Origin of the sequence: Psychrobacter jeotgali (genome assembly GCF_904846315.1) — a bacterium.
GTDB classification, from domain to species: Bacteria; Pseudomonadota; Gammaproteobacteria; order Pseudomonadales; family Moraxellaceae; genus Psychrobacter; species Psychrobacter jeotgali.
Window position 1 is genome coordinate 2,941,575 of the sequence record NZ_CAJHAF010000001.1, and the last position, 22,973, is coordinate 2,964,547.

Here is a 22,973-nt window from a genome sequence, read left to right on the forward strand (position 1 = left end):
TTAGTGGTTTTACTGGTTTGCTTGTGTAGGATCGATAAGCTTTCTTATATTTTCGCCAATGGTTTCAAACGTGCGCACCACGATAAGTAAAGCCACCCCAGGGAAAAAGGCCAACCACCAAAGACCGGAGGATAAATATCTCATCGATTCTGACAAAATAATACCGATCGCCGGTTCATGAGGCGATAACCCTAATCCCAAAAACGTCACCGCCGCTTCGTGTAAGATAACGTGCGGGAACATCAGCATAAATCCCACTAACAGCTGCGGAATAAGATGCGGGAAGATATGATTACTCGCAATCCACCACCGCGATTTGCCCATTTGCTGCGAAACTTGCACATAATCTGCAGAGCGTATTTGCATCACCTCCGCTCTAATCACTCGTGCTAAGCTTGGCCAGTGGGTCAGCATTAGTCCAACTACAATGCCTTTAAAACCGCCGCCTAGCATAAAGGAGATGAGAATCAGCGTCACCAGATGCGGCACACTCAAAAACAGATCGATAATCCAAGTAATAACGCGATCACCCATCTTACCCATAGTCGCGGCCGCCATACCTAACACCAGAGCTATAAAAGCGCTGCCGACCGCGCCCAGTAATCCTACCCCGATACTTAGCCTTAGACCCTTAATCGTGCGCGCAAACATATCGCGGCCTAGCCAATCGGTGCCAAACAGATGCTCGAATGAAGGGGACAGGTTACGAGCCGTTAAATTGGTGGCAATTTTGCCTTCATCTATAAAGATGCCGCCAAGTATGACACTGGCTAGGAATATACTGGCAACTATAATAGTCAGCAACGTGCGCTGTCTGAGATTGAGTCCAAAGCGTTTAAAGCCCTTAGTGTTTTTATTGGCTATGTTGCTTGATTTACTTTGGCTATTGGGGCTACTTGGCATCATAGCATTCTACTTTCCCTCGTCCTCGGGTCGACGATATAGTAAATCAGATCAGCCATTAAATTACCCGCAAAGACAAAGATCGTACTAAATAACACGATGCCCAATAACAACGGCACATCTCCCCGCAGGCCAGCGTCTATGGTTGCTTTACCCAGTCCCGGATAAGAAAAAACTTGCTCAGCAAGAATAGCGCCGCCAAACAATTCACTAAACGCCGCAAACTGCAAGGTGACTGCGGGTAGCGCAATATTGCGCAGGCCATGCCGCCAAAACAAAGAAAACCCTTTCTCACCGCGCGCCCTTGCAAATAAGACATAGTCGCTTGATAACACCTCAATAAGCTTTTGACGGGTATGCAGTGCCACATTGGCAACCCCTAAAATACTGAGGGTTAATGCTGGCAATACCAGGTGTTTCGCTCGATCTAAAAACACCACATCCTCCGCTAAAACCCCTGCTGGCACTCCTAAACCGATCGGGAACCAGCCAAGCCATACCGCAAAGATAATAAGCACGAGCAGCCCCATCCAAAAAGTAGGGGTGGAGGCAAGGGTATAGCAGTACCACTGAATCATGCGATCAATCCACGTGCCATTTTTCATAGCGGCAACGACACCAAGCACAAAGCCCATTATCCCCGATAATGTCCACGCCACTAACATGAGGGCTAAGGAGCTCATAAAGCGTTCACCGATAATCTCACTAACAGGACGACGATAAATCATTGAAGTGCCTAAATCGCCTTGTAGGACAGCCGCCGCCCAATTCGCATACTGAACTAAAACCGGTTCATTAAGTCCCCAATATTCTGCTATCTGTTCACGCTGCTCGGGCCCGACATTTAACATATCGGCGCCGATGTAAGCTTGCACGGGATCAATAGGCGAGTTCTTCATTAAAATAAAGGAAATAAAGCTAATGGCAACTAACAACGACGCCATTCTTAGCCCTTTAAATATAAAAAAGCGTGAGATGCTGCCCCTGTTTTTTTGCACGTTGCTTATTTTCATGTTGCTTGCTTTCACGTCGCTGGTTTGCACCTTGCTAGTCTGCACTTACTCAGTCCATTTCCAGTCTGCAATATTGTCGGTCGCAGGCCAGCCGTGTCCATGGACATGGATTCTTTGGGTGCCCATATCGAGATTGTCTTTCATCAGATATAAGTGATCAATATTAACCAGCCAAACCCAAGCTGCGTCACCTTTGCCGCTTAAACCAGTCGTGCCGTCCCACTGCGCTTTTTTCCAGTACTCAAGCGCCTCTTCTTCACTATTGGCTTGCAGCGCTTGTGTAAAATATTTATCTACCGTTTTATTGCTGTAATAGCCGGTATTATTGTAATCAATGCCCGCGTTTTCACTGCCATAAATATTGACCATCTCATAAGGATTATGGCTACCCCAACCCATTAAGACAGCGTCAGAATGCATTTTTTTGCCGATACTATCCCAGCTGCCGCCTTCAATATTAACTTTAATGCCTAAGGGTTTCACCATGTCAGCAACGGCAATGGCAAGAGATTGTCTAATCACGTCATTGGCTAAATAATGCAGGGTAAATTCGGCTTTTAGTCCGTCTTTTTCCAGCACGCCGTCGCCATTGGTATCCTTCCAGCCCGCATCGGCTAATATTTTACGAGCGCCGTCCATATCGGCATCATCAATCACCGTTTCTGGATTCCACCATGGCAGACCATCGACTGAGGTATAGGCGGGGGAGCCATAGCCTTCTAACACGCCGTCGATTAATGCTTTACGGTCTACCGCAACGTCAATGGCATGACGAATCGCCGGGTCTGCGGTGACGTCGTTGCCAATGGGCAAACCGGCTTCTGTCACCTCACCTGACTTAACATAAGGAAAAGCGATACCGCGGTTATCTACCGTTTGCACTGATTCAAGTTTCATACCAGCCACTTTTTGGTTACTAAAAGCGGCGGGGAGATAAGTGATATCAACGCTTCCTGCTTGCGCTGCGGCAAAGGCGGCGTCTTCGCTTAAGAACACAAACGTTAACTTTTTAAAATACGGGTGCTGGTCATAGTATTCAGGATTGGCCTCTACAATAAGTTGTTGCCCTTTATCCCACTGCACTAATTTAAAAGGCCCTGAACCTAAAGGGTTCTCAGCGTAATTCTCATCATAGGCATGCTCAGGCACAATCCCGATAGCCACTAAATCATTAACAAAGGTTGATTGCGGGTTTTTTAAGGTGAACTCAACCGTAGTCTCATCAAGCGCTTCCACTTTTTCTAGGATATTTAAATCAACTACTGAAGCACTTTGTGATGCTTTTTCAAAGGTAAATCTAACATCTTCAGCTGTTAATGGTTCACCGTCAGCAAATCTCACGTCATCACGTAAATTCACCGTCCAAAATTTGCCGTCATCACTCACTGCATAATCTGTTGCTAAGTCATTGACAATATTAAGGTCATCATCTCTTTTAAGTAAGGTGCTTTGAAATAATGGCGAACCATAACGTCCCCAACCTGTGATGGGGTCAAACCCTGCTTCTGGCTCTGATGCAAACGCTAAGATCAACTCGTCTTTTGTCTCTTCAGCGGCATTACTATTTCCAGCGTTATTATCAGCTGTGTTATTCGTCGGTGATGAACAGCCTATTATCAACACCAGTAATAACGATAATAGCCCAAACATGCCAATAGACTTTTTATTCATGTGAGTACGCCTTTACTTAAAAAATGGTATTTGAGAAATGCTTATTATCCTAAAAACAATTAAAAATTATTCAGCAGGGGCGATTGAAAAATCGCCATGACTCACACCTTTTAGCGTGGTTAATTCATGGCTCAGCTTCTGCACCGCTTTAACTTTCCCTTTAACGACGATAAGCTCAAGGCAATTTTCTGCACTAATATGAAAATGAGTGGTCGCTAGAATCAAATCATGGTGTTCATGTTGAATTCTAGTCATCTCCTCGACCAATTTTCGCTGATCGTGATTGTAAAACAACAAAATACTGCCAGCGATGACTTGTTCGCCATCTTCATAAATGTGCTGCATGATTGACTTGCGTACTAAATCACGGAAGGCTTCAGAGCGGTTGCTATAGCCCTTTAGGGCAACTAACTTATCAAAATTCTTGAGTAAGCCTTCCTCCATAGAGACGCCGAATCTTTTTAAATTTGAATCCTGCATAAACACGCTTCCTATTTGACTAGTACTTGCTGGATGGTACTTTCTATCTATTATTTATTATCTTTTGTCTAGTACTTAGATAGTAACACGTTATGTAAAAAACGTGTCACGAGGTAGTTTAAAAAAAGCGCCACACACAAAATATGACGCTACGAACCTTTAAGTTTATTATAAAAAGTAAATTCCCTACAAAAAATAGGTATTTTGATTATACATTTTCCTCGAGCTTTTCCCAACTTTATTTTAGAACGAGATGGACTAAAGAAACAATACACCTAAACTTGGTGGGCTAAGCATAATAACAGAAGGTGGGTAGGGTGCGCCCAGTGCACCAGATTTGATAGATATTTATTTTATCGGTGCGCTGGGCGCACCCTACGCCAAAATCCAAAATTTAACTCAAATCAGCATCTAATGCGCTTCATCCCAATTCTCGCCACTATCGGTTTCAACCAATAACGGCACGGCAAAATCTACATGCCAGCCTTTATCAACTGCTGTAGCCGTCAATACATCTTGCATGGCATCAGTGATGAGCTTAGCAATCTCATCCACCTTGTCGCTGTCTACTTCAAACACCAGCTCATCATGGACTTGCAGCAGCATTTTAGCTTGATCTTTGGGCAATACTTTATCGACAGCAATCATCGCCAGCTTAATTAGATCAGCGGCTGAGCCTTGTAGTGGCGCGTTAATGGCGGCGCGTTCAGCGCCTTGTTTGACCATGCGGTTGCTATGATTAATATCAGGAGTGTAAAGCTTACGACCTAAGATGGTCTCGACGTAGCCCTTTTCATGGGCGCTGGCACGGGTATCGATCATATATTGTTTGACCCCAGGATAGCGCTCAAAATACATGTCGATATAGTCTTGCGCCTCGCCACGGCTCATTTGTAGCTGCTTAGCCAGCCCAAAAGCACTCATGCCATAAAGCAGCCCAAAGTTAATAGCTTTGGCATTACGGCGCTCGGTCGGTGTGACATCATCAACATCTTTACCTAACACTTCAGCGGCAGTAGCGGCATGAATATCCAGTCCTTCTTTAAAAGCACGAGTTAGGTTAGCGTCCCCTGAAAAATGCGCCATTAACCGTAGCTCAATTTGTGAGTAATCCGCTGCCAAAATAATTCGGCCTTCAGGGGCGATGAAAGCTTGACGAATCAGACGACCGGTTACCGTGCGAATCGGAATGTTCTGCAAGTTAGGATCAGTCGATGATAAGCGTCCGGTGCTAGTCAGCGCTTGATGATAGCTGGTATGCACGCGGTCAGTATCGACGTCAGCCACGGCATCGAGAGAGTCGGTATAAGTGTTTTTTAGCTTCGCAAGGCTGCGGTATTCCAGAACAATATCAGCTAAAGGATGATCAATTTTTGATAATATTGCCTCGCCTGTAGAGTATTGACCGGACTTGGTTTTTTTACCACCGATGACGCCAAGTTTATCAAAAAGCATCTCACCGAGCTGCTTGGGTGAACCTAAATTAAATTCTTCACCAGCGATGTCATAAGCCTGTTTTTCAAGCGCAATGATCTCTTCATCAAAGCGTTTGGATAATTCATTTAGGAACGAGCGTTTGATTAAAATACCACTAGCTTCCATTTGGCAAAGAATTTGGGCCGTTGGAATCTCAAGCTCAGTAAGCAATTTGATATTATTTTCATCATCGGCAAGGGTCTTACTAAAGACTTCAAACAACTGATAAGTAATGTCCGCATCTTCACAAGCGTAATCACTAGCGATATCAATAGCCACTTGATCGAAGCTCACTTGTTTAGCGCCTTTACCAGCAATATCTTCGAAACTGATGGTTTGGGTTTGCAGATAATGACGTGCTAGATCGTCCATGCCATGACGGGTAATCGCCGCATTGATCACGTAGCTGGCGAGCATAGTATCCATCGCCCAATTATTAGGGGTTTCATGGATAGCGCCAATTAAATCAATATCGTAACGACTGAGAATATGGGCATCATATTTTAAATGCTGACCGATTTTACCAATTTTGGGATTTTCTAAAATAGGTTTTAGTTTGGCAAGGACCGTATCACGATCCAGTTGCTTGGCGATTAGCTCATCGTCCTCTAGCTTATGAGTGAGTGGTACATAATAAGCTTCATGCGCTCGCACGGCAAAAGACAGCCCAACCAGCTCTGCCTCACGCCAATACATACTGGTGGTTTCGGTGTCGATAACGAAATGCGGCGCTGATTCCAACTGCGCTATTAAACTATCAAAAGCGGGCATATCGAGGATGGTATGCCACGCTTTATCGTGATTTTTGCTGTCTTTGATGTTTTCAATTTTAGTTGATTGTAATGATTTAGCAATCTGCGCTTGCGATTCGCTATCGGCTTTGGCATCGGCGACACTTTGGCTGCCATTAGCCGGATGATTGGGATGGTCAAGAGATGCCAGTTCGTTCTTAAATTCAAGCTCAGTGTAAAGCGTGCGCAGTTTATCTATATGAGCGCAAGGATCGGTATTTATTTTGAGGTCGTCCCAGTCTTGTCCAATCTCTAAGTCGGTAACGATGGTGGCTAACTTGGCATTGAACGGGATATCATCGGCGTATTCAACCAAGTTTTTGCCAGCCCGTCCTTTGATTTCAGCGACGTTTTCAAGCATGGTTTCAATATTGCCGTATTTATTGAGCAAGTCTTTAGCGGTCTTTTTTCCAATACCGGGCACGCCTTTGATACCGTCAGATGAATCACCCATCAGGGTTAAGAAGTCGATCATCTGACTGGGCTCAATACCGAACTTATCTACCACCGCTTGGCTATCGGTAACTTTTCCAGTGAAGCTGTCTTCTAATATTACGCTGTCATTGACCAGCTGCATCATGTCCTTGTCGCCAGTTGAGATCACCACATGATGACCTTTTTCAACCGCACGATAGGCGAGGGTGCCAATGATATCATCCGCTTCTGCGCCTTCGATACGCAATAATGGAATACCTAAAGCCGCCACCAGATGATGAATATAAGGGATCTGTTCTATTAGCTCAGGATCAATAGGTGGGCGTGCTGCTTTATAATCAGCCGACATTGCATGACGAAAAGTAGGGGATTTGGTATCGAAGCACACCGCCATATGTGTTGGATGATAACGGCGCATCACTTTTAGCAGCGCATTTAGGGTGCCACGTATCGCATTGGTGGTCAGCCCTTGAGTGTTTTGCATGGTTTTAGGCAACGCATGATAAGTGCGAAACAGATAATAGGAACCATCAACTAGGATAAACGGCGGCTGGTCTTTATCCACATGACTGGTGTCCATGGTCGCCACATTGGGCATGGTGTCAAAGTTTGGCAGGGTTTCAGGATTAATCGGTGAGTGCGAGTTGTGATCGTTATCGGTCATAGAGGTCTCTTGTTATATTTTGAATAAAAAAGATAACCCATTATAACGTTAAAAGTGACTCGTGCCGAATGGCTAAAAATATTTGAGTTAAAACATAACCCATAAAAAAAGAACCTAGCAACGGCTAGGCTCTTTGCTTTGTTTTATTTGACTTTTAAAAGCTTACTTAACCTCAGAGGTCAGTTCAACATCAATGTTGCCACGGGTAGCTTTAGAATAAGGACAGACCTGATGCGCCTTTTCAACCAGTTTTTGAAACTCATCAGCTGATAAATCAGTATTTTCACCAATCACATGAATTTTTGCCGCCAGCTTATAATCATGACCTTCACCTTGCAGCAAATCCACTTCTATTTCAGTTGTCGAATCAAATTTTACTTTTTCCATTTGTTGGACAGCGCCGAGTGCCCCACCGAAGCAAGCACCATAGCCCATAGCAAAAAGCTGTTCTGGATTATTGCCTTCTTTTCCTGAACCTGGTGGTACCATATTGATGCTAAGATCATTATCGCTCAAGCTAGCTGAACCTGCACGGCCACCGGTTACCGTTGCTTTGGTTGAATATAATGTCTTCATAAAAGATCCTTTTATCATTAATTGTTGGAGTTAAATATCTAGTACGTCATTTAGCATAACAAACTCTCTTTCTCACTCTATAGGACGGTAGTAAATCTGTACTACTAATTTGTAAGTCAATCTTATCTATGGTTTATAAAAAAGCTACCCGTTTTAGATGGCCAAATGACTTTTATAGTGGGTTAACCAGAGTTATGAGTTTCAGGCTGTTTATGCTTTGCTTAAATTTGCTGTGGTCATATTAACGCTATGATGCTTAACATCATCCAAAGTGGTTGCGCCTGCCCGTAGGCGAGCTGCATTAGTGATAACCATTAGCGAGCTTGCTGCCATTGCCGCCGCCGCCGCTAACGGTGGCACCGTACCAAAAACTGCTAAACCAAGGGCTAAAACATTATAAGTTACCGAAAATACTAGATTTTGGCGTAGGACACGGCGAGCCTTTTGTGAGATAGCTATCGCTTCACCTACCGCCGTCATGCCTCCTTTGGCGATGACCACATCTGCCAAGGCAATGGTTGCTGGCGAGGCATTGGTAGCCGCTATACCGACATCAGCACGTACAATAGCCAGGGTATCGTTGACGCCATCTCCGACAAAAGCGGTAGGCCCAGGCCCTTTGTCGACTAATTCAGCCTTTTCTTCTGGGGTGCAGGCAGAGCGAATCTCATCTGGCTTTAATCCTGCAATAGCACCGACATGATTACAAGGGGCGGGCGCATCACCACTTGCCATACCAAGGATAAGACCTGAACCTCTAAGCTGCGAGATCGTAGCTGCGGCATCAGAACGTAGGGTGTCTCCTAGTAAAAAGGTAGCCGCCCATACGTCATCTGTTGCCATATGAACCGCAGTCAAACCTGAATTCTGCTGTCCTTCATCAGGCAGTGACACGTTATGACGCAATAGAAAACCGCGGCTACCAACCAAGACTTCTGTAGCCTCTATAGTAGCTTTGACCCCATCGTCAAAGCGCTCGGTCTTTGTCGCCTTTAATGGTTTGCTGTCTTTCGCCGCTTGCCGTAGCGCTTTGGCCACTGGATGTACCACTTCGTTCTCAGCGGCTGCTACCAGCGCTAATATCTGCGTCCGCTCTAAATCTTGACGTACTTGTAGCTCTTGAAGTACTGGTCGCCCTTCAGTTAAGGTGCCTGTCTTATCAAAAAGCACCCGTCGTACAGCACCAAGAGTTTCAGAGGCGGCATGGGTGCGAAAGTGAATCCCTGAAGCAGCTGCCGCTCCGGTTGCCGCCAAATGTGAAACCGGTGCAGCGATAGCTACTGCACAAGGGCAGGCGATAATGAGTACAGATAACGCACGCAGGCTAGCATCTTCTCCAGACAAACCCATAAATAGCCCAATAAATAGAGTCAGCGTAGCTAGGGTAATGGCCAGCGGCACTATCACTCGTGCCAGTTTATCCGCTAACCGATGAATCTCTGGACGGGCGTGCAGAGCATTTGCAATATCAACGCCCATAATATCGATACGGCGTTTGCCCACCTCGGCACTAACATCGATCTCAATCATGCGTGAAAGATTAATAAAGCCCGCTTCAACGCTGTCACCTTGGGCAATAGTACGCGGTACAGATTCACCGGTCATGATGCTGGTATCAAAGCTGCTATCATTATTAGTCAATTGACCATCAAGGGGCACGCGCTCGCCTGCTGCAACACGAATACGCTCACCTGTGTGGATATCTGAGGCCAATACTTCATGCGCGTCTCCATTATCATCAATGCGGCGAGCCGTTTCAGGCAAGGCAGTGCGTAGTGCAGCGATAGCACGGCTAGACTGCCGCAGTGTGCTCATCTCGACCAAACGAGCTAAGGTCAAAAGTATCACCAGCATCACGGCGGTATCAAACCAGACCTCTGAGTGACCCAAAGCAAGCGACCAAATTGATGCTACCAAGGCACCGGTAACGCCCAAGCCGACTAGGCTGTCCATTCCTGGTACGCCTACGCGCGCCGTCCGCCAGCCCGCTAGTATAATGGGAGCACCGGCCCAAATGACAACCGGTAAAGCTGTCGCACCAGCCGCTATCGCCAGCGCACGCCCCGTTGCCCCAGCGGCTATATTATCAGGGTTTAAGTAGAGGAGGATGGATAGCACCATCGTCCACATACCAAAAACTATGGCTACCATCAAACGGATGGAGACTCGGCGCATTTCTGCGACGATTCGCTCTTCCATACCATCGCCCATATCTGGCGTGGTCAAGCGGTAACCCATAGCTGAGACCTTGCGTGCTACCGCGCTCAGATCGGCACCTTGCTCCCATGCAAGCGCCACAGAAGCACCCGCATAAGAAACTTCGGCACTGGTTACCCCAGGCACCTTGGTCATTGCACGGCTTGCCGCAGCGGCGCAACTTGGGCACCAAAGTCCATCTATACCGACTATGCCGCGCTCAAGGCCATCGAGGGTAGCTGGATCAAACTCTGGCGCAGCATTTGACGCAGCATTCATAGTTATTGCTCCGGTACTATAGTGCCAGTGGAAGATGGGGCGTTAGTTTGATTGGCATCTACGCCTGCACCAATGACTTGACCTCGTACCTTGTGACCATAATAACCTTTATGATCGTGATATTTTTCTGCGGCTTCGGCGATGCTTAATCCTTCATCAGGTTGACGGGGGTCAGCTGGACGTTCGTGACTATTAATATAAGCGGCGACGTCCCAAGCTTGTTGCTCACTCAGCGAGTAGGGTAATCCCAACGGCATGTTGGCATAAATAAACCCTGCAGCGGTATTTACCCGGTGCATCCCAGCACCCCAATTATAAGAGTTTGGTCCCCAAAGCGGCGGGAAAACATAACGATTATTCATATCCTTTCGTCCTTCACCCTCATCACCGTGACAAACAGCACAGCGGGCTTCGAACACCTTTGCGCCGCGTACTGGGTCATAACCGGCTTCGGGTTCATCCAGTGCTGGATAACCAGAGCCCGGTAAATCTACTCGGTTGGGTGCACCAGTCGCTAACCAATGAAAGTAACTTTCCAAATCCTTATAGACTTGATGGCCTTTTGGTGGTGGGCCGCCAGAGGGGCTATTAGGCGCATTCATCGAATAGGTAAAGCAGCCATTTACCCGATCCTCCATGGTATTAATCATCTTGTTCTTACCACGATAAGTCGGGTACATACCCGCTGCTGCCCACATCGGCGCCGAATTAGCTTGTTGTCCTGCATTTAGATGGCAATTGGCGCATGCCAGTGAGTTACCTACAAACTCAGTTGCATTTGCCCCAGGATTAAGGAATATCTCACGCCCGCGTATAATCGACTCGCCAAACTCGTTATCTGGAATCTCACTGTCGCTAGGCGGAGCAAAGAAGCCATCTGAATCGGTAGGAATGTTTAAACCAGAGACGCTATGGTCCGCACTCAGCTTCTCACTGGTGTTGATAAAGTTCTCGCGCGCCTCTTGCCTCTCTTCGCTAGCTTGTTGAGCTTCACCTACTTCATCGGCAGTACCTAAAAACCTTGCTACCGCATCCATTCGAGCCAGATAAGTACCTATCAGAATAAGCACTAAGGCACCGAGGCCGGCGTAGAGCCAGCGCTTGACAGAGTTACCGCTTCGTGTTTCTTGGTTATACTGTTTATTAGACATCTTTGATCCTCCTAATCAGCACTGGGATTGCTGGACTGAGGTGGGGGCAGCGTCGCAAGATAATCAGATACCGCACGCATATCTTCTTTTGAGAGCGACCCAGCTACAGAATGCATAAGACCCAGCGGCGAGTTGGCTCGGCGTCCATCTTTCCAAGCGGCAAGTTGAGTATGGGTATAAGCAGGATGCTGACCGGCGATAGCAGGGAAGGTGTCTCCAACACCCCATCCAAGCGGGCCATGACATGAAAAGCAAGAGGGCAGATCAACCGTCCAGTCGCCCGCTAGTGCCAACTGTCGTCCACGCTCTAGATCGCCACCAAAAGAAGGCTTGGCCGAAGGAGCAGTTTCTATGGAAGCATAATAAGCACCGAGCGCTGCCATTTCATCATCAGTTAGCATGGAGACCACATATTGCATATTATCGTTAATACGAGCACCGCTTCGGTAATCATGTAGCTGTTTTACTAAATAGCCTGCTGATACCCCCGCTAAGCGCGGAATATCCTGAGTACCTTGACCTTTATCGCCATGACAAGAAGCACAAGCCCAAGGGTCATCAGTAGACTCTTCGCGTCCTGCAATTAAAGGCATGACACTCTGTGGATCAGCTTTGGTAGCAACAGCGGCATAATTCTCCGCTGCCCGCCAGTCAGTCTCTGCGCCATCTACGCTTTTGGAAGCCTCGCTGCAAGCCGTTAAAAGCGCTAACGACAGCGCAATTGGGACTATTGATATCATCACTTTCATTGGCTGTCCTCCTGATATTCTCCTTGCTGAGTAGACACCGCTACTTGAGTTTGTACCTGCTCGTTGAGGCTCGGTGTATAATCAATGCCAAAGGCGCTTTGCAGCTCAAATCCACCTTGCCACGGGCGATCAAGCTTACTATCTAGAGTCTCACGAATAGCAGCAACTTGCTCTGCTGTCACTGCACCTGCTGTATTTGACCAGCTGCTACGTACATGCGTTAAAATTAAAGCAATCTCATGATTCTCAAGAGTGGCATGAAAAGTAGGCATCCTGCCGTTATAGATATTACCCTTAACTTCAATAGGGCCGGCGATACCGCGTAGCAAGATGGCAATCGGAACCTGAGCGTCAGCCATGATATAACGGGAGCCATCAAGCGGCGGTATTGAGCCACGTACGCCAGCGCCGTTGGTTTGATGGCAAGTGGCGCAGTTGGTGGCAAAGAGGGCAGCGCCCTGTGCCGCTAAAAGATCACCTTCAGCTTCATCTATATCAGCAGCACTCACATCAGCGGGTGCCACACCTTTGTCTTCTGCAGTTCGCGCTAACTGTGCATCCTCGCCGTCTTCAGTCGCCTGTGCATCAAAATAAAGGGTCAATCCGCCGTATATAGCAAGCGCTATGGCTATCGCAATAAACGGCCAAGGTACTGGGTTTTGCAGCTCGGAGGGCTCAAAATTATCATCAATATTACGTACCGCTGAGCTAAAGTCTTTCGTAAATTTATGCTTACGTCGTTTCATTGGTCGGTCCCCCTATCTGGAGAATATCCACTGTCACGCAGTTCCGGATTGGCAGCAGGATAGGTTCGATCAAGGCTAATTAAGTAGTCTACGAGATCAAGAGCTTCAGCGCTTGCCACTACTACTTTACCTGAGGGTTGGTATTCAGTAGGAAGTCGCACTACTACATCGTCCGGAGCTGCCTCAGCTTTGGTTTCAAATAAGAAAGGATAGCTTGGCATAATCGACGTTGAATGGATGGCACGCGGCTGATAAAGGTGGGTTAAGTGCCAAGCACGACTGGGCATCCGAGCGCCAATGTTAAGAAGATCAGGTCCAGTGCGCATAGTACCTAACAGATGAGGCTCATCATAAGCGTAGTCGGGCGCTGTAGAAGGGCGACCCCAGCCGCGCTGGACATCAGGTGCCTGCTCAGGCGCACGCGGCTGCTGGCTGTGACAATAAACACAGCCAAGATCTACATATTTGGCACGTCCGCGCAGCTCACTGGCAGTATAGGGCTCCAGCCCCGGCGCCGCAGCAGCGGTACGGATCTCATCACCGGGTAAAATAACCAAAAATACCGTTGCAAATGCCAAAATAGCAGCTGAAAGTAACATTAATGGGATAAAGCGATTCATCTTAGTCTCCTTACTTTTCTGGCTGCGTTGTAGATTGGGTGTCAAGTAGGCCCGGTCCCGCTGCACGTTTCTTGCCTCGACCTGCCAGCATAGCAACCATGTTGGCCGCAAACACAAAATGACCTAACACCATCAAAGATCCGCCAACTGAGCGGCCAGTAAGATAAGGCACCGTCAACTCCATACTCTCCATAAATTCGCGGGCAGGATCAAGCATCGCTTTACCTTGTAGCCAGCCGCCAAGAGTGAGCGCAACGAAATAAATAGTGAAGCCTATAGCGACCAGCCACCAATGGACTGCAATGAGCTTTGGGTAGGGCCAAATTCGTCCCATCAGCCGCGGTACGACATAATAAATAGCGCCAAACAATACAAAGGTGACAAAGGCATAAGTACCCAAATGCGCATGTCCAACCGTATAATGGGTGAAATGGGTCACCGAGTTGACCGAGCGCAGGGCTTCAAGCGAACCTTGGAATGAGGCCGCGGTATACATAAGCGCCCCAATCGCTACGAATCTTAAAGGAATACTGGCACGGAACACATCAAGATTACCAAGCCACAAAGGATGCTGGTTAATGGCAACTGCAATGACGGGAACGAACATCATTAGAGATTGGACGATAGAAAGCGTTACCACCCAAGTCGGCACTGGACCACCAATTAGGTGATGAATACCGACTTGGCTATAAAATAGCGCTAGTGCCCAAAAGCCCACTAAGGAAAGGCTATAAGAATAAATGGGTTTACCGATAATACGCGGTAGTAAATAATAAGCAGCGCCTACGCCAATGGGTGTCAACCACAGCCCTAAAACGTTATGGGCAAACCACCAGTTTACAGTTGCTTGCTGAGCGCCAACATGAATGCCAGGGAAGTTGGCCACAATGAATAAAATGGGGAACCAAACCATCGCCCCCAGGTAATACCAGCCGGTGACGTAGATATGGCGTACTTCTCGATGCCATGCGGTCACTAAGAGAGGGATGACAAATAAAAATACCGCAAGCGCAATAAATATATCGATTTGCCATGGAATCTCTAACCACTCAAGCCCATCGGTCCAACCCGTTCCTATCGCCCATGCGCCTGCACCGACCGCTAAGTTCATTAGCACCGCCCCAGCAAATGCTAGTGTTGGCAAGCGTAGGTGGGTGGAAAAAATAGTTGGGATGAGCCATAGCGATAGACCAAGTCCACCAAGGGACAGCCAGCCATAGATGACCAGGTTAAGGTGCATCGGTCTGATGCGACCAAAAGTTAACATCTCCATACCATTTAGCCAATCAGGCAGATGCATCTTAAGCGAAGCAATCAGACCAAAAGAGCTACCAAGGACCAACCAAAAAGTAGCTGTAGCAAAAATAAATAGGATAATTCGTCTACTGTTGAGGGGCACGAGGCTTTCGCCGTCACGGCCTCTAGGGGAGTCCGTTTGTTCCGGTCGTGTGCTGGGGTCGTCGGGCTCCTCGCCACGCTCTTCAGCATCGAAAATAGTACGAGCATCCGCTTGAGTAAAACGCAGCTCGCTGCGTGATATCACCCAAATAAGGACGACGAGTGCTACGAGTGACACTGCAAAACTGACTAGGACCAAGGTTCCAATCGTAAATACCAAGATAAACTCCCTTTTATTAAATGGTTACTAGCATTAAATAGTTACTAGGGCGAAGTGTCTTCGCAGCACTAACAGCTTTGTAATAGTTGTTATGACTTTATAGTAAATGCTTTATTGAGAAGTCTTTACGTTTAGCTTTTGGCCTGTTGCCAAGCACTTATACCACCAAGATAAACGTCGAGCTTATCAAAGCCTTGGCTTGCTAGCCACCCAGCGGCTATCGTAGAGCGCTCGCCGCTGGCACACATTAGAGTGTAATGGCGGTTTTTATCCAGCTTACGCCACTGCTCATTTAGGTGACCGACGTAGATATGCTTTGACTGCTCGATCGCATTTTCAGCTCTCTCATCAGCGTCACGGACATCAAGTAGCGTCCAATGCTCAGTTTTGTTATCAAGGCGATCTGCAACTTCAGCGGTTTCAATCATCGGAATTTTTGCCATTTTCTCGCCTTGCTTAGCAGCAGCTATTACGCCAACATAACCGCCCACGATATTATCAAGGGCGATGCGGACCAAGTGCTGCATAGCTGTATTAAGCTCTTGCTCATCGGCGGCGATAAGCGCTAAACTTTCTCCTTCAGAGATAAACCAACCTGCAAAGGCGGAGATCATATCGACCGGCAAGCTCATTGAGCCCGGCAAATGACCCGAAGCGTAAGCCATGGGGTCACGAATATCAATTAGATGATCGGCATCACTGTTTTTGAGCTGCTCAAGCGATAAGTTGCGTGGACGCATAATACGCGGCGCCGCAGCGCCACCTTCCATATTAAGTCGTTCCATCAAGCGAAAATAAGGCGGCTGATAGTGAGTCTCGTTCACTTTAGCCCGAATAAAAGCATCACGATCTTCAATTTGTAGGCGTGGGTTGTTCAAGCGCTCGTGACCGACGGTTGAGAACTCACGCTCCGCCATCCCTGAGCCGCAGACTGATCCGGCACCGTGCGCTGGATAAACAATGGCTTGGTCACCCAAAGCTAGGATTTTTTGTAGGGAGTCGTAAAGCAGACCGGCCACTTCTTCAAGCCGATCAGGATAAAAGTCAGTGCGACCCACATCGCCGATAAAGAGCGCATCTCCAGTAAAAACCCCAACAGCCTTATCGGGATAAGCGGTGTCGTATAAAGCAAAGGCAAGATGGTCATCGGTATGGCCAGGCGTTTCTAGTACACGGATATCAAGCTGACCGATAGCGAAGCAGTCACCTTCACGTGCTGTTTGCGCATAGACAATAGGTTTTTCTGGATTGGGACCATGCAGTACTTTGGCGCCAGTCATCTCTGCCAAGATTGGCGCACCAGAAACCAAGTCTTCATTGCGATGGGTTTCAAAAATATGAGTGATCTGAAGTCCTGCTGCACGTGCTTTTTCGACATAAACATCGCAGTCGCGGCGCGGATCAATCACCGCTGCTTGACCACCCGATCCCACCAGATAAGAGAGGTGCGAGAGTCCGGGAGTCTTAATCTTTTCGAGTAACATAACTACTTCCTTACCATATAATTATCAACAGTACCTGTTTTTAATATCAAATATTAATATTAGAAAAGGGTATCAACTAAGTATTGTTATTACTGTACTGTCTTATATATTATAAGTATGCATATTGTTTCAAGGTACTAGTAAGCGCTAGTAAAAATAGCATCTTGACTATAAATCCGCTACAATACGCCCACCAAATTATCACCTCTATTTCTATTAGTGTTTATCATCTGCTACCTAAAGTCGATGCACTATTAAATGCATATAACCGTTTTTACTTTCGGCTGACTATGCTACCTGCTACTTTTTTCTTCCAAAACTTAACGATAAGTTATTCATTATGAGCGCAGATACTAAAACATCCGCAACCAAACTCTCAGCAACTAAGCTTGCTCGTGAGGTTGCTAAACGTCGCACCTTTGCCATCATCTCGCATCCCGATGCCGGTAAAACCACAATGACCGAAAAGCTACTCTTATGGGGTCAAGCTATCCAAGTCGTTGGTGAAGTTAAAGGGCGTAAAACCGATCGCCATGCCACTTCAGATTGGATGAGCATGGAGCAAGAGCGCGGTATTTCTATTACCACCTCAGTCATGCAGTTTCCTTATAAAAATCATGTGGTCAATCTGCTCGATACTCCCGGTCATGCCGACTTCTCAGAAGATACTTATCGCACCTTAACCGCCGTTGATAGTGCGCTGATGATGGTCGATGGTGCCAAAGGCGTCGAGGAGCGTACTATCAAGTTGATGGAAGTTTGCCGGATGCGGGATACACCGATTATCTCCTTTATCAATAAGCTTGATCGTCAAATTCGCGAGCCGCTTGACTTGCTAAGCGAAATCGAAGACGTACTGAAAATTAAGTGTATTCCAGTGACTTGGCCTATCGGCATGGGGCAGGATTTCGTTGGAGTCTATCACCTTGCTGAAAACAAGACTTACCTTTATGAAAAGGGTCATGGCGGTGATATGAGCGTCTCTGAAACCCGTGAAGGATATGATTATCCTGATATTCGCGAGCGTCTGGGCAAGTTGATGTTTGATGCTTTTGAGGAGTCGCTTGAGCTGGTACAAATGGCGCTTGAAGATTTCGATGTCGATGAGTTTTTGGCTGGAGAGATGACCCCGGTACTGTTCGGTACGGCTTTGGGTAATTTTGGGGTTAATATGGTGCTTGATACGCTAGTTAAGTATGCGCCACCGCCAAAATCCCACCCTGCCCAAGAGCGTGAAGTGGCGGCGACCGAGACTGACTTTAGCGGTTTCGTCTTTAAGATTCAGGCCAATATGGACCCACGTCACCGTGACCGTATCGCCTTTTTGCGGGTGTGCTCAGGTAAGTACGAGAAAGGCATGAAAATGAAGCACGTCAGTCTAGGTAAAGATGTACGTATTGCTGATGCGCTGACTTTCTTAGCAGGAGATCGTGAAGCCTTAGAGGAAGCTTATCCGGGTGATATTATTGGTTTACATAACCACGGTACCATCTCTATCGGCGATAGCTTTACCGAAGGCGAGGAGCTCAACTTTACCGGTATTCCGCATTTTGCACCAGAGCTATTCCGCCGAGTGGTACTCAAAGATCCGCTCAAGTCCAAAGCGCTGCAAAAAGGTTTGCAGCAGCTAAGCGAAGAGGGTGCTACCCAAGTCTTTATGCCGCAGATTAATAATGATCTAATTCTAGGCGCGGTTGGGGTCTTGCAGTTCGAAGTGGTCGCGCATCGCCTCAAAGAAGAGTACAAAGTACAATGTGTTTTCGAGCCGGTATCGATTGCCACGGTACGCTGGATACATTGCGATGATGAAGTGGCCTTAGCTAAGTTCAAACGTAAAGCTCACGACCAACTATCCTTAGATGGCGGCGGATATTTGACTTACTTAGCACCTTCCCGAGTGAATTTACAGCTGATGCAAGAGCGCTATCCAGAGGTTACTTTTAGCAATACTCGTGAGCATTAGAGCGTGTGATAAAGAGCCGCTAAGCCCTAGTTATTATGATAGAAGACACGCCAGCCGTGTCTTTTTATTGTTTAAAAATAGCCGTTTTTTATAACTTATCCCTTCTGTTTAGGGTATAAATAGTTAAGGTCGAAGATAAAAAGCTGACCAACGCTGCATCAGTAATAATCCTACCAAAACATAAACAGTGTTTAAACAATAACTCCCAAGTCTTCGGGTAAACTATTTGTAGAAGCTGTTTTTTAAAAAAGACTGCAAAGGTAGAAGAAGTCATATGTCAATATTAGTGGAGTTTACGGGTTCTCAAGCCAATAAGTGCTACACAGCTAAAAATAGGTCGCTGCTATGGAGGCGTATCTTTAAGATAATAAGTGCGGTCAGCTTATCAGGCTTACTGTGGTCCAGTGCTAACGCTAATATGAACTATCATCTGGTTAGTACGACTGAATATCTAGATTATGAACTGCCTAAAAGTATTCAGGAGCATTGTCTCGAGCGCGGAAAGTGTCCCGAAATTGAAGTTAAAAGGCTCAACACTAATCATGACTGGATCAATCAGATGGTCAATAAGCGTGCTGGTGAACTGGCAATTAATATTACGGCTAGTGATGTCGCCTCCAAGTCTACTAATGCCAAAGTGAATTTGAAAGAGGCGCTGGATAACTTTGCTGCTGAGTCTCTTGAATTACCAAAGGATGTTCCGTGGGCTTATCAGCTAATGATAACCCCTGAATATCTAGGGCATGTGAGCAGTTTTGAATTGTTTGAAATCGACAGTTATGTTTTTACTGGCGGGGCGCATGGTATGCCATACAGTGAATATCTAATATTTGACCATACGACTAAAGCCCAAATAGGGCTGGATGGGATGTTACAACCTGGTCAAGCATCAAGCTTTGAAACGCTGGCTTATAAGGCCTATAAAGAGTGGGTTAAAACTGTAGATAACGATGTTGAGAGCTATGAAAAGCAGTGGCCGTTTGTAATGAGTAAGAACATTACTTTGACAGATAAAGGGGTCGATATCCGTTATCAGCATTATGAAATTGGCCCATATGCCTATGGTATGCCGGTGCTAAGCATTCCCTATGATAAACTAAAGAGTATTATTAAGCCGCATTTTATTCCTAAGCAATTGACCTCTAAAGTAGGTAGCTAAATAAGTAAATAAAAGGTTAGATTTTTAAGTTATTAATTCAAAGTTTAAGTTTTAAAGTTTATAACGATAATACAAGTGAATGTTGAAAACGATCTAAACTACCAATAATAAATATTGAACCATCATTTGAACCATAAGGAGTGATAGCATAATGAACAATACCGATAAGCAAAATACAGAAGCAACTGATACAGGGTTGCATAATTGGCAGCTGAACGCTTTGACAGCAGCGCTTAACGACTTGAGCTTGACCGTTAGTGACAGCTTATCTGTTGGCCGAGGTAGTGATAACGATGTGGTACTAGGTAGCAAAGAAGTCTCACGCAATCATGCATTACTTAGTGTCCTTAATGGCGAATTATACGTTAAAGACTTAAACTCATCGAACGGTACTTTTATTAATGATGAACGTATCGAAAGCAATGAATCTAAGCGACTTAAGGCTAATGATAGCGTTGGATTTGCAAGCTTTGTCTTTCAAGTTACTGCACCAGCCGCAGCTACAACTGACTCCGCGCAATCTGTAGTAGAGGATATTCCAGCCACAGAGCCTAAAACTACTGAAACCGCAGCGATGACAGATAGTCCTGCCGTCGATACGACAACAGCAAACGCCGCTGTAGCCCAAAAAGAGGTAGAGGAGTCGGTGGTAAAAGAGACCATAATTGACGATGTACTACCAACAGATGAGGCTCTTCGTCAAGAGCCTACATCTGGACAAACCGCCCCGGTTGTCGAACCTACTGTCCCGACCCCAAGTGAAACTGCCCAGCCGGAGAGCCTAATGTCTAGTAATAAAACCGATAAATCTCCAGCCACAGAGCCGTTAAAAGCAGCTTCTACTCCTACAACGACGGACGAGCCTCTAATGAAAGAAACGGCGGCTCATAAAGAGCCAGTGGTAGCACCAGAGCAGGATAAAACCACTACTACGCCGCTCCAAGAGGAAGCCGATCCGGAGGTGTTACGCGCTAAACAAGCGGCTACTGCGCAGTTTTCGGGCACCGCTAATCTAGGCCGCCCTCGTGATGTAGGGACTCAAGGCAATAATGCTATGGACCAAGCCCTTAATAACCCTGCTAATCCTGATAGTGGAGAAAGAAAACCAAGTGGCGGCTGGTTTATATGGGTATTTGTCGCTATTGTTATTATTGGATTGGCGCTATGGTTGTTCAATATGGGCAGTAATTAACTATAGGTTTTGGTATAAACTGCCTTTATTATCAACCCTATAATCAATCTACCTGTTTAAGTGACTGGTTGAATTACTGATTAAGTTACTGGTAGGTTGATTATCTCTCATGTATAACCCATATTCTTTATGGCATTCTTGTTGTATTTATAACCCTTATCTTTTGCCAGTATAGTGCTAAGAGACTGCTTACTATGATTAATTATGAAGAATATAAAGCCCTGAAAGCCCAAGGCTTTACGCATGTTCCTTTGGTTAAAAAACGACTTATGGACGCACAAACACCGGTGTCTGTATTTTCAAAGGTACGTGATCTCAGTGGCTCAGCTTATCTATTTGAGTCGGTAGTAGGCGGGGAGCGCTGGGCGCGTTACTCGATGATTGGTTTGGGTAGTGATCTAATTTTGCAGTATGCAGATGGCATCATGACTACAAAAAGAGATGATCATATTGATACTAAAGCAGTTGACGATCCTTTTGATTATCTTCGTAAGTTAATGGCCAGCTATAATATGCCTACAGAGGCTGAGGTCAAGTCTCTACCGAGCTTTAGTGGCGGCTTAGTAGGCTACTTTGGTTATGATCTGGTACGGGTTATCGAGCCCAGTGTGGGGTTATCCGATGCGCCAAATCCGATGACCTTACCAGATATGTGGCTCATGCTATCGACCAGCGTCATTGTGTTTGATAGTTTAGAGAATACTTTGTCAATCATTGTTTATGCTGATTGTGATAGTGAAGACGGCTATGGCTCCGCTATTCGCGAGCTCGAAAGGATAGAGGATAAGTTGGCCGAAATGCCAGACCTAAGCGCGCCTATTATGCCGACTCCAAAATTCGTATCGCAAACTGGAGCCGAAAAGTACTGCAGCGACGTCAATAAAATAAAGGATTATATCTTGGCAGGAGATGTAATGCAGGTGGTTCCGGCACAGCGCTTAACCGCTGATTATAAAGGCGATTCATTAGCGGTATATCGTGCTCTACGCTTTTTAAACCCGTCTCCTTATCTATTTTTAGTTCATGGATACACTCTGGATGACCATAAGCGCTTTGATATCATTGGCGCCTCGCCTGAGATTCTATCGCGCATTGAAAATGGTAAAGTAACGGTACGTCCATTGGCTGGTACCCGCATGCGTGGACAAGATGAGGCGGAGGACTTGGCACTGGAGCAAGAGCTGCTTGCGGATAAAAAAGAAATCGCTGAGCATTTGATGCTGATAGATTTAGGGCGTAATGATATTGGCCGAGTGTGTGAATATGGCAGCGTTAAAGTTACCGAAAAGATGTTTATCGAGCGCTACTCCCAAGTAATGCATATCGCCTCCAATGTTGAAGGAGTGGTGGCTGCAGATAAAGATGCCCTCGATGTTTTTTGTGCTACTTTTCCAGCCGGAACGCTTTCAGGGGCACCCAAAATTCGTGCGATGCAAATTATTGATGAAGTCGAGCCAGTGCGCCGCACAGTGTTTGGTGGCTCAGTAGGCTATTTGGGCTGGCATGGTAATATGGATACTGCTATCGCTATTCGTACTGCGGTAATGCGCCGTGGTAAGATTCATATTCAGGCAGGAGCAGGAGTAGTCGCTGATTCAGTACCAGAGGCGGAATGGGATGAGACCAATAAAAAAGCGCTGGCACTGGTCAAAGCAGTAAAAATGGCGTGTGATGGATTACGAATTCGTTAAACGCCTACCATTTCTCAAATTGAGGGTGATGCGGTATATTAATTGCCGCATTAAATCCAAATAAAAATCACAATATAATCAATTGTTTAAAAGGTTTTATAAAAAAAATCGTAAAA

The 22,973-nt window shown here is 46.3% G+C and carries 17 protein-coding genes; 4 read left to right on the forward strand and 13 right to left on the reverse strand.

Annotation, left to right across the window (positions count from 1 at the left end; all coding sequences use genetic code 11):
- Positions 1 to 9: 9 nt before the first annotated feature.
- The 13 genes from JMX18_RS12210 to JMX18_RS12270 all read right to left on the reverse strand — a co-directional run bounded on the left by JMX18_RS12210 (position 10) and on the right by JMX18_RS12270 (position 16,852).
- Positions 10 to 906 (reverse strand): ABC transporter permease, encoded by an 897-nt coding sequence (locus tag JMX18_RS12210; RefSeq protein WP_201588006.1) that lies wholly within the window; start codon positions 904 to 906, stop codon positions 10 to 12.
- Positions 903 to 1,916, reverse strand: coding sequence for an ABC transporter permease (locus JMX18_RS12215; RefSeq protein ID WP_227674658.1), 1,014 nt, complete (start codon positions 1,914 to 1,916; stop codon positions 903 to 905). Before JMX18_RS12215 ends, JMX18_RS12210 begins: the two co-directional genes overlap by 4 nt.
- A 45-nt stretch (positions 1,917 to 1,961) precedes the next feature.
- On the reverse strand, positions 1,962 to 3,587 hold the full coding sequence (locus JMX18_RS12220; RefSeq protein WP_201588010.1) for an ABC transporter substrate-binding protein: 1,626 nt from the start codon (positions 3,585 to 3,587) through the stop codon (positions 1,962 to 1,964).
- A gap of 66 nt (positions 3,588 to 3,653) precedes the next feature.
- Positions 3,654 to 4,067 (reverse strand): nickel-responsive transcriptional regulator NikR, encoded by a 414-nt coding sequence (nikR, locus tag JMX18_RS12225; protein WP_201588011.1) that lies wholly within the window; start codon positions 4,065 to 4,067, stop codon positions 3,654 to 3,656.
- 411 nt (positions 4,068 to 4,478) lie between these two features.
- Positions 4,479 to 7,433, reverse strand: coding sequence for a DNA polymerase I (gene polA, locus JMX18_RS12230; protein ID WP_201588012.1), 2,955 nt, complete (start codon positions 7,431 to 7,433; stop codon positions 4,479 to 4,481).
- A 162-nt stretch (positions 7,434 to 7,595) separates the two neighbouring features.
- Positions 7,596 to 8,009, reverse strand: coding sequence for an organic hydroperoxide resistance protein (locus tag JMX18_RS12235; protein WP_201588013.1), 414 nt, complete (start codon positions 8,007 to 8,009; stop codon positions 7,596 to 7,598).
- 210 nt (positions 8,010 to 8,219) lie between these two features.
- Positions 8,220 to 10,484, reverse strand: a complete 2,265-nt coding sequence (locus JMX18_RS12240; RefSeq protein ID WP_201588014.1) for a heavy metal translocating P-type ATPase — start codon at positions 10,482 to 10,484, stop codon at positions 8,220 to 8,222.
- A 2-nt stretch (positions 10,485 to 10,486) separates the two neighbouring features.
- Positions 10,487 to 11,635 (reverse strand): c-type cytochrome, encoded by a 1,149-nt coding sequence (locus JMX18_RS12245; RefSeq protein WP_201588015.1) that lies wholly within the window; start codon positions 11,633 to 11,635, stop codon positions 10,487 to 10,489.
- Between the two features lie 11 nt (positions 11,636 to 11,646).
- Positions 11,647 to 12,384 carry a c-type cytochrome gene (locus tag JMX18_RS12250; RefSeq protein ID WP_201588017.1) on the reverse strand — a complete coding sequence of 246 codons (738 nt, stop codon included), beginning with the start codon at positions 12,382 to 12,384 and terminating at the stop codon, positions 11,647 to 11,649.
- Complete coding sequence (locus tag JMX18_RS12255) at positions 12,381 to 13,130, reverse strand: c-type cytochrome (RefSeq protein ID WP_201588018.1); 750 nt, start codon at positions 13,128 to 13,130, stop codon at positions 12,381 to 12,383. Before JMX18_RS12255 ends, JMX18_RS12250 begins: the two co-directional genes overlap by 4 nt.
- On the reverse strand, positions 13,127 to 13,750 hold the full coding sequence (locus tag JMX18_RS12260; RefSeq protein WP_201588021.1) for a cbb3-type cytochrome c oxidase subunit II: 624 nt from the start codon (positions 13,748 to 13,750) through the stop codon (positions 13,127 to 13,129). Before JMX18_RS12260 ends, JMX18_RS12255 begins: the two co-directional genes overlap by 4 nt.
- A gap of 10 nt (positions 13,751 to 13,760) precedes the next feature.
- Positions 13,761 to 15,368 (reverse strand): cbb3-type cytochrome c oxidase subunit I, encoded by a 1,608-nt coding sequence (locus JMX18_RS12265; protein ID WP_201588022.1) that lies wholly within the window; start codon positions 15,366 to 15,368, stop codon positions 13,761 to 13,763.
- 131 nt (positions 15,369 to 15,499) lie between these two features.
- Positions 15,500 to 16,852 (reverse strand): MBL fold metallo-hydrolase, encoded by a 1,353-nt coding sequence (locus tag JMX18_RS12270; protein ID WP_201588023.1) that lies wholly within the window; start codon positions 16,850 to 16,852, stop codon positions 15,500 to 15,502.
- Between the two features lie 340 nt (positions 16,853 to 17,192).
- Here JMX18_RS12270 and JMX18_RS12275 point away from each other — a divergent pair, with 340 nt between their 5' ends.
- The 4 genes from JMX18_RS12275 (at position 17,193) to JMX18_RS12290 (ending at position 22,857) form a co-directional block, all read left to right on the forward strand.
- On the forward strand, positions 17,193 to 18,815 hold the full coding sequence (locus JMX18_RS12275) for a peptide chain release factor 3 (RefSeq protein ID WP_201588024.1): 1,623 nt from the start codon (positions 17,193 to 17,195) through the stop codon (positions 18,813 to 18,815).
- A gap of 274 nt (positions 18,816 to 19,089) precedes the next feature.
- A complete protein-coding gene (locus JMX18_RS12280) occupies positions 19,090 to 19,974 on the forward strand; it encodes an RsiV family protein (protein ID WP_201588025.1) in 885 nt (294 codons plus the stop codon).
- A 151-nt stretch (positions 19,975 to 20,125) separates the two neighbouring features.
- Entirely contained in the window at positions 20,126 to 21,166 is a 1,041-nt protein-coding gene (locus JMX18_RS12285; RefSeq protein ID WP_201588026.1) for an FHA domain-containing protein, read from the forward strand.
- Between the two features lie 194 nt (positions 21,167 to 21,360).
- Positions 21,361 to 22,857, forward strand: coding sequence for an anthranilate synthase component I family protein (locus JMX18_RS12290; RefSeq protein WP_201588028.1), 1,497 nt, complete (start codon positions 21,361 to 21,363; stop codon positions 22,855 to 22,857).
- The last annotated feature ends 116 nt before the right edge of the window (positions 22,858 to 22,973 follow it).

Coding starts and splice junctions, on each gene's coding strand:
- JMX18_RS12210 (WP_201588006.1), bottom strand. CDS start 906: ATGATGCCAAGTAGCCCCAATAGCCAAAGTAAATCAAGCAACATAGCC.
- JMX18_RS12215 (WP_227674658.1), bottom strand. CDS start 1,916: ATGAAAATAAGCAACGTGCAAAAAAACAGGGGCAGCATCTCACGCTTT.
- JMX18_RS12220 (WP_201588010.1), bottom strand. CDS start 3,587: ATGAATAAAAAGTCTATTGGCATGTTTGGGCTATTATCGTTATTACTG.
- nikR (WP_201588011.1), bottom strand. CDS start 4,067: ATGCAGGATTCAAATTTAAAAAGATTCGGCGTCTCTATGGAGGAAGGC.
- polA (WP_201588012.1), bottom strand. CDS start 7,433: ATGACCGATAACGATCACAACTCGCACTCACCGATTAATCCTGAAACC.
- JMX18_RS12235 (WP_201588013.1), bottom strand. CDS start 8,009: ATGAAGACATTATATTCAACCAAAGCAACGGTAACCGGTGGCCGTGCA.
- JMX18_RS12240 (WP_201588014.1), bottom strand. CDS start 10,484: ATGAATGCTGCGTCAAATGCTGCGCCAGAGTTTGATCCAGCTACCCTC.
- JMX18_RS12245 (WP_201588015.1), bottom strand. CDS start 11,635: ATGTCTAATAAACAGTATAACCAAGAAACACGAAGCGGTAACTCTGTC.
- JMX18_RS12250 (WP_201588017.1), bottom strand. CDS start 12,384: ATGAAAGTGATGATATCAATAGTCCCAATTGCGCTGTCGTTAGCGCTT.
- JMX18_RS12255 (WP_201588018.1), bottom strand. CDS start 13,130: ATGAAACGACGTAAGCATAAATTTACGAAAGACTTTAGCTCAGCGGTA.
- JMX18_RS12260 (WP_201588021.1), bottom strand. CDS start 13,750: ATGAATCGCTTTATCCCATTAATGTTACTTTCAGCTGCTATTTTGGCA.
- JMX18_RS12270 (WP_201588023.1), bottom strand. CDS start 16,852: ATGTTACTCGAAAAGATTAAGACTCCCGGACTCTCGCACCTCTCTTAT.
- JMX18_RS12275 (WP_201588024.1), top strand. CDS start 17,193: ATGAGCGCAGATACTAAAACATCCGCAACCAAACTCTCAGCAACTAAG.
- JMX18_RS12280 (WP_201588025.1), top strand. CDS start 19,090: ATGTCAATATTAGTGGAGTTTACGGGTTCTCAAGCCAATAAGTGCTAC.
- JMX18_RS12285 (WP_201588026.1), top strand. CDS start 20,126: ATGAACAATACCGATAAGCAAAATACAGAAGCAACTGATACAGGGTTG.
- JMX18_RS12290 (WP_201588028.1), top strand. CDS start 21,361: ATGATTAATTATGAAGAATATAAAGCCCTGAAAGCCCAAGGCTTTACG.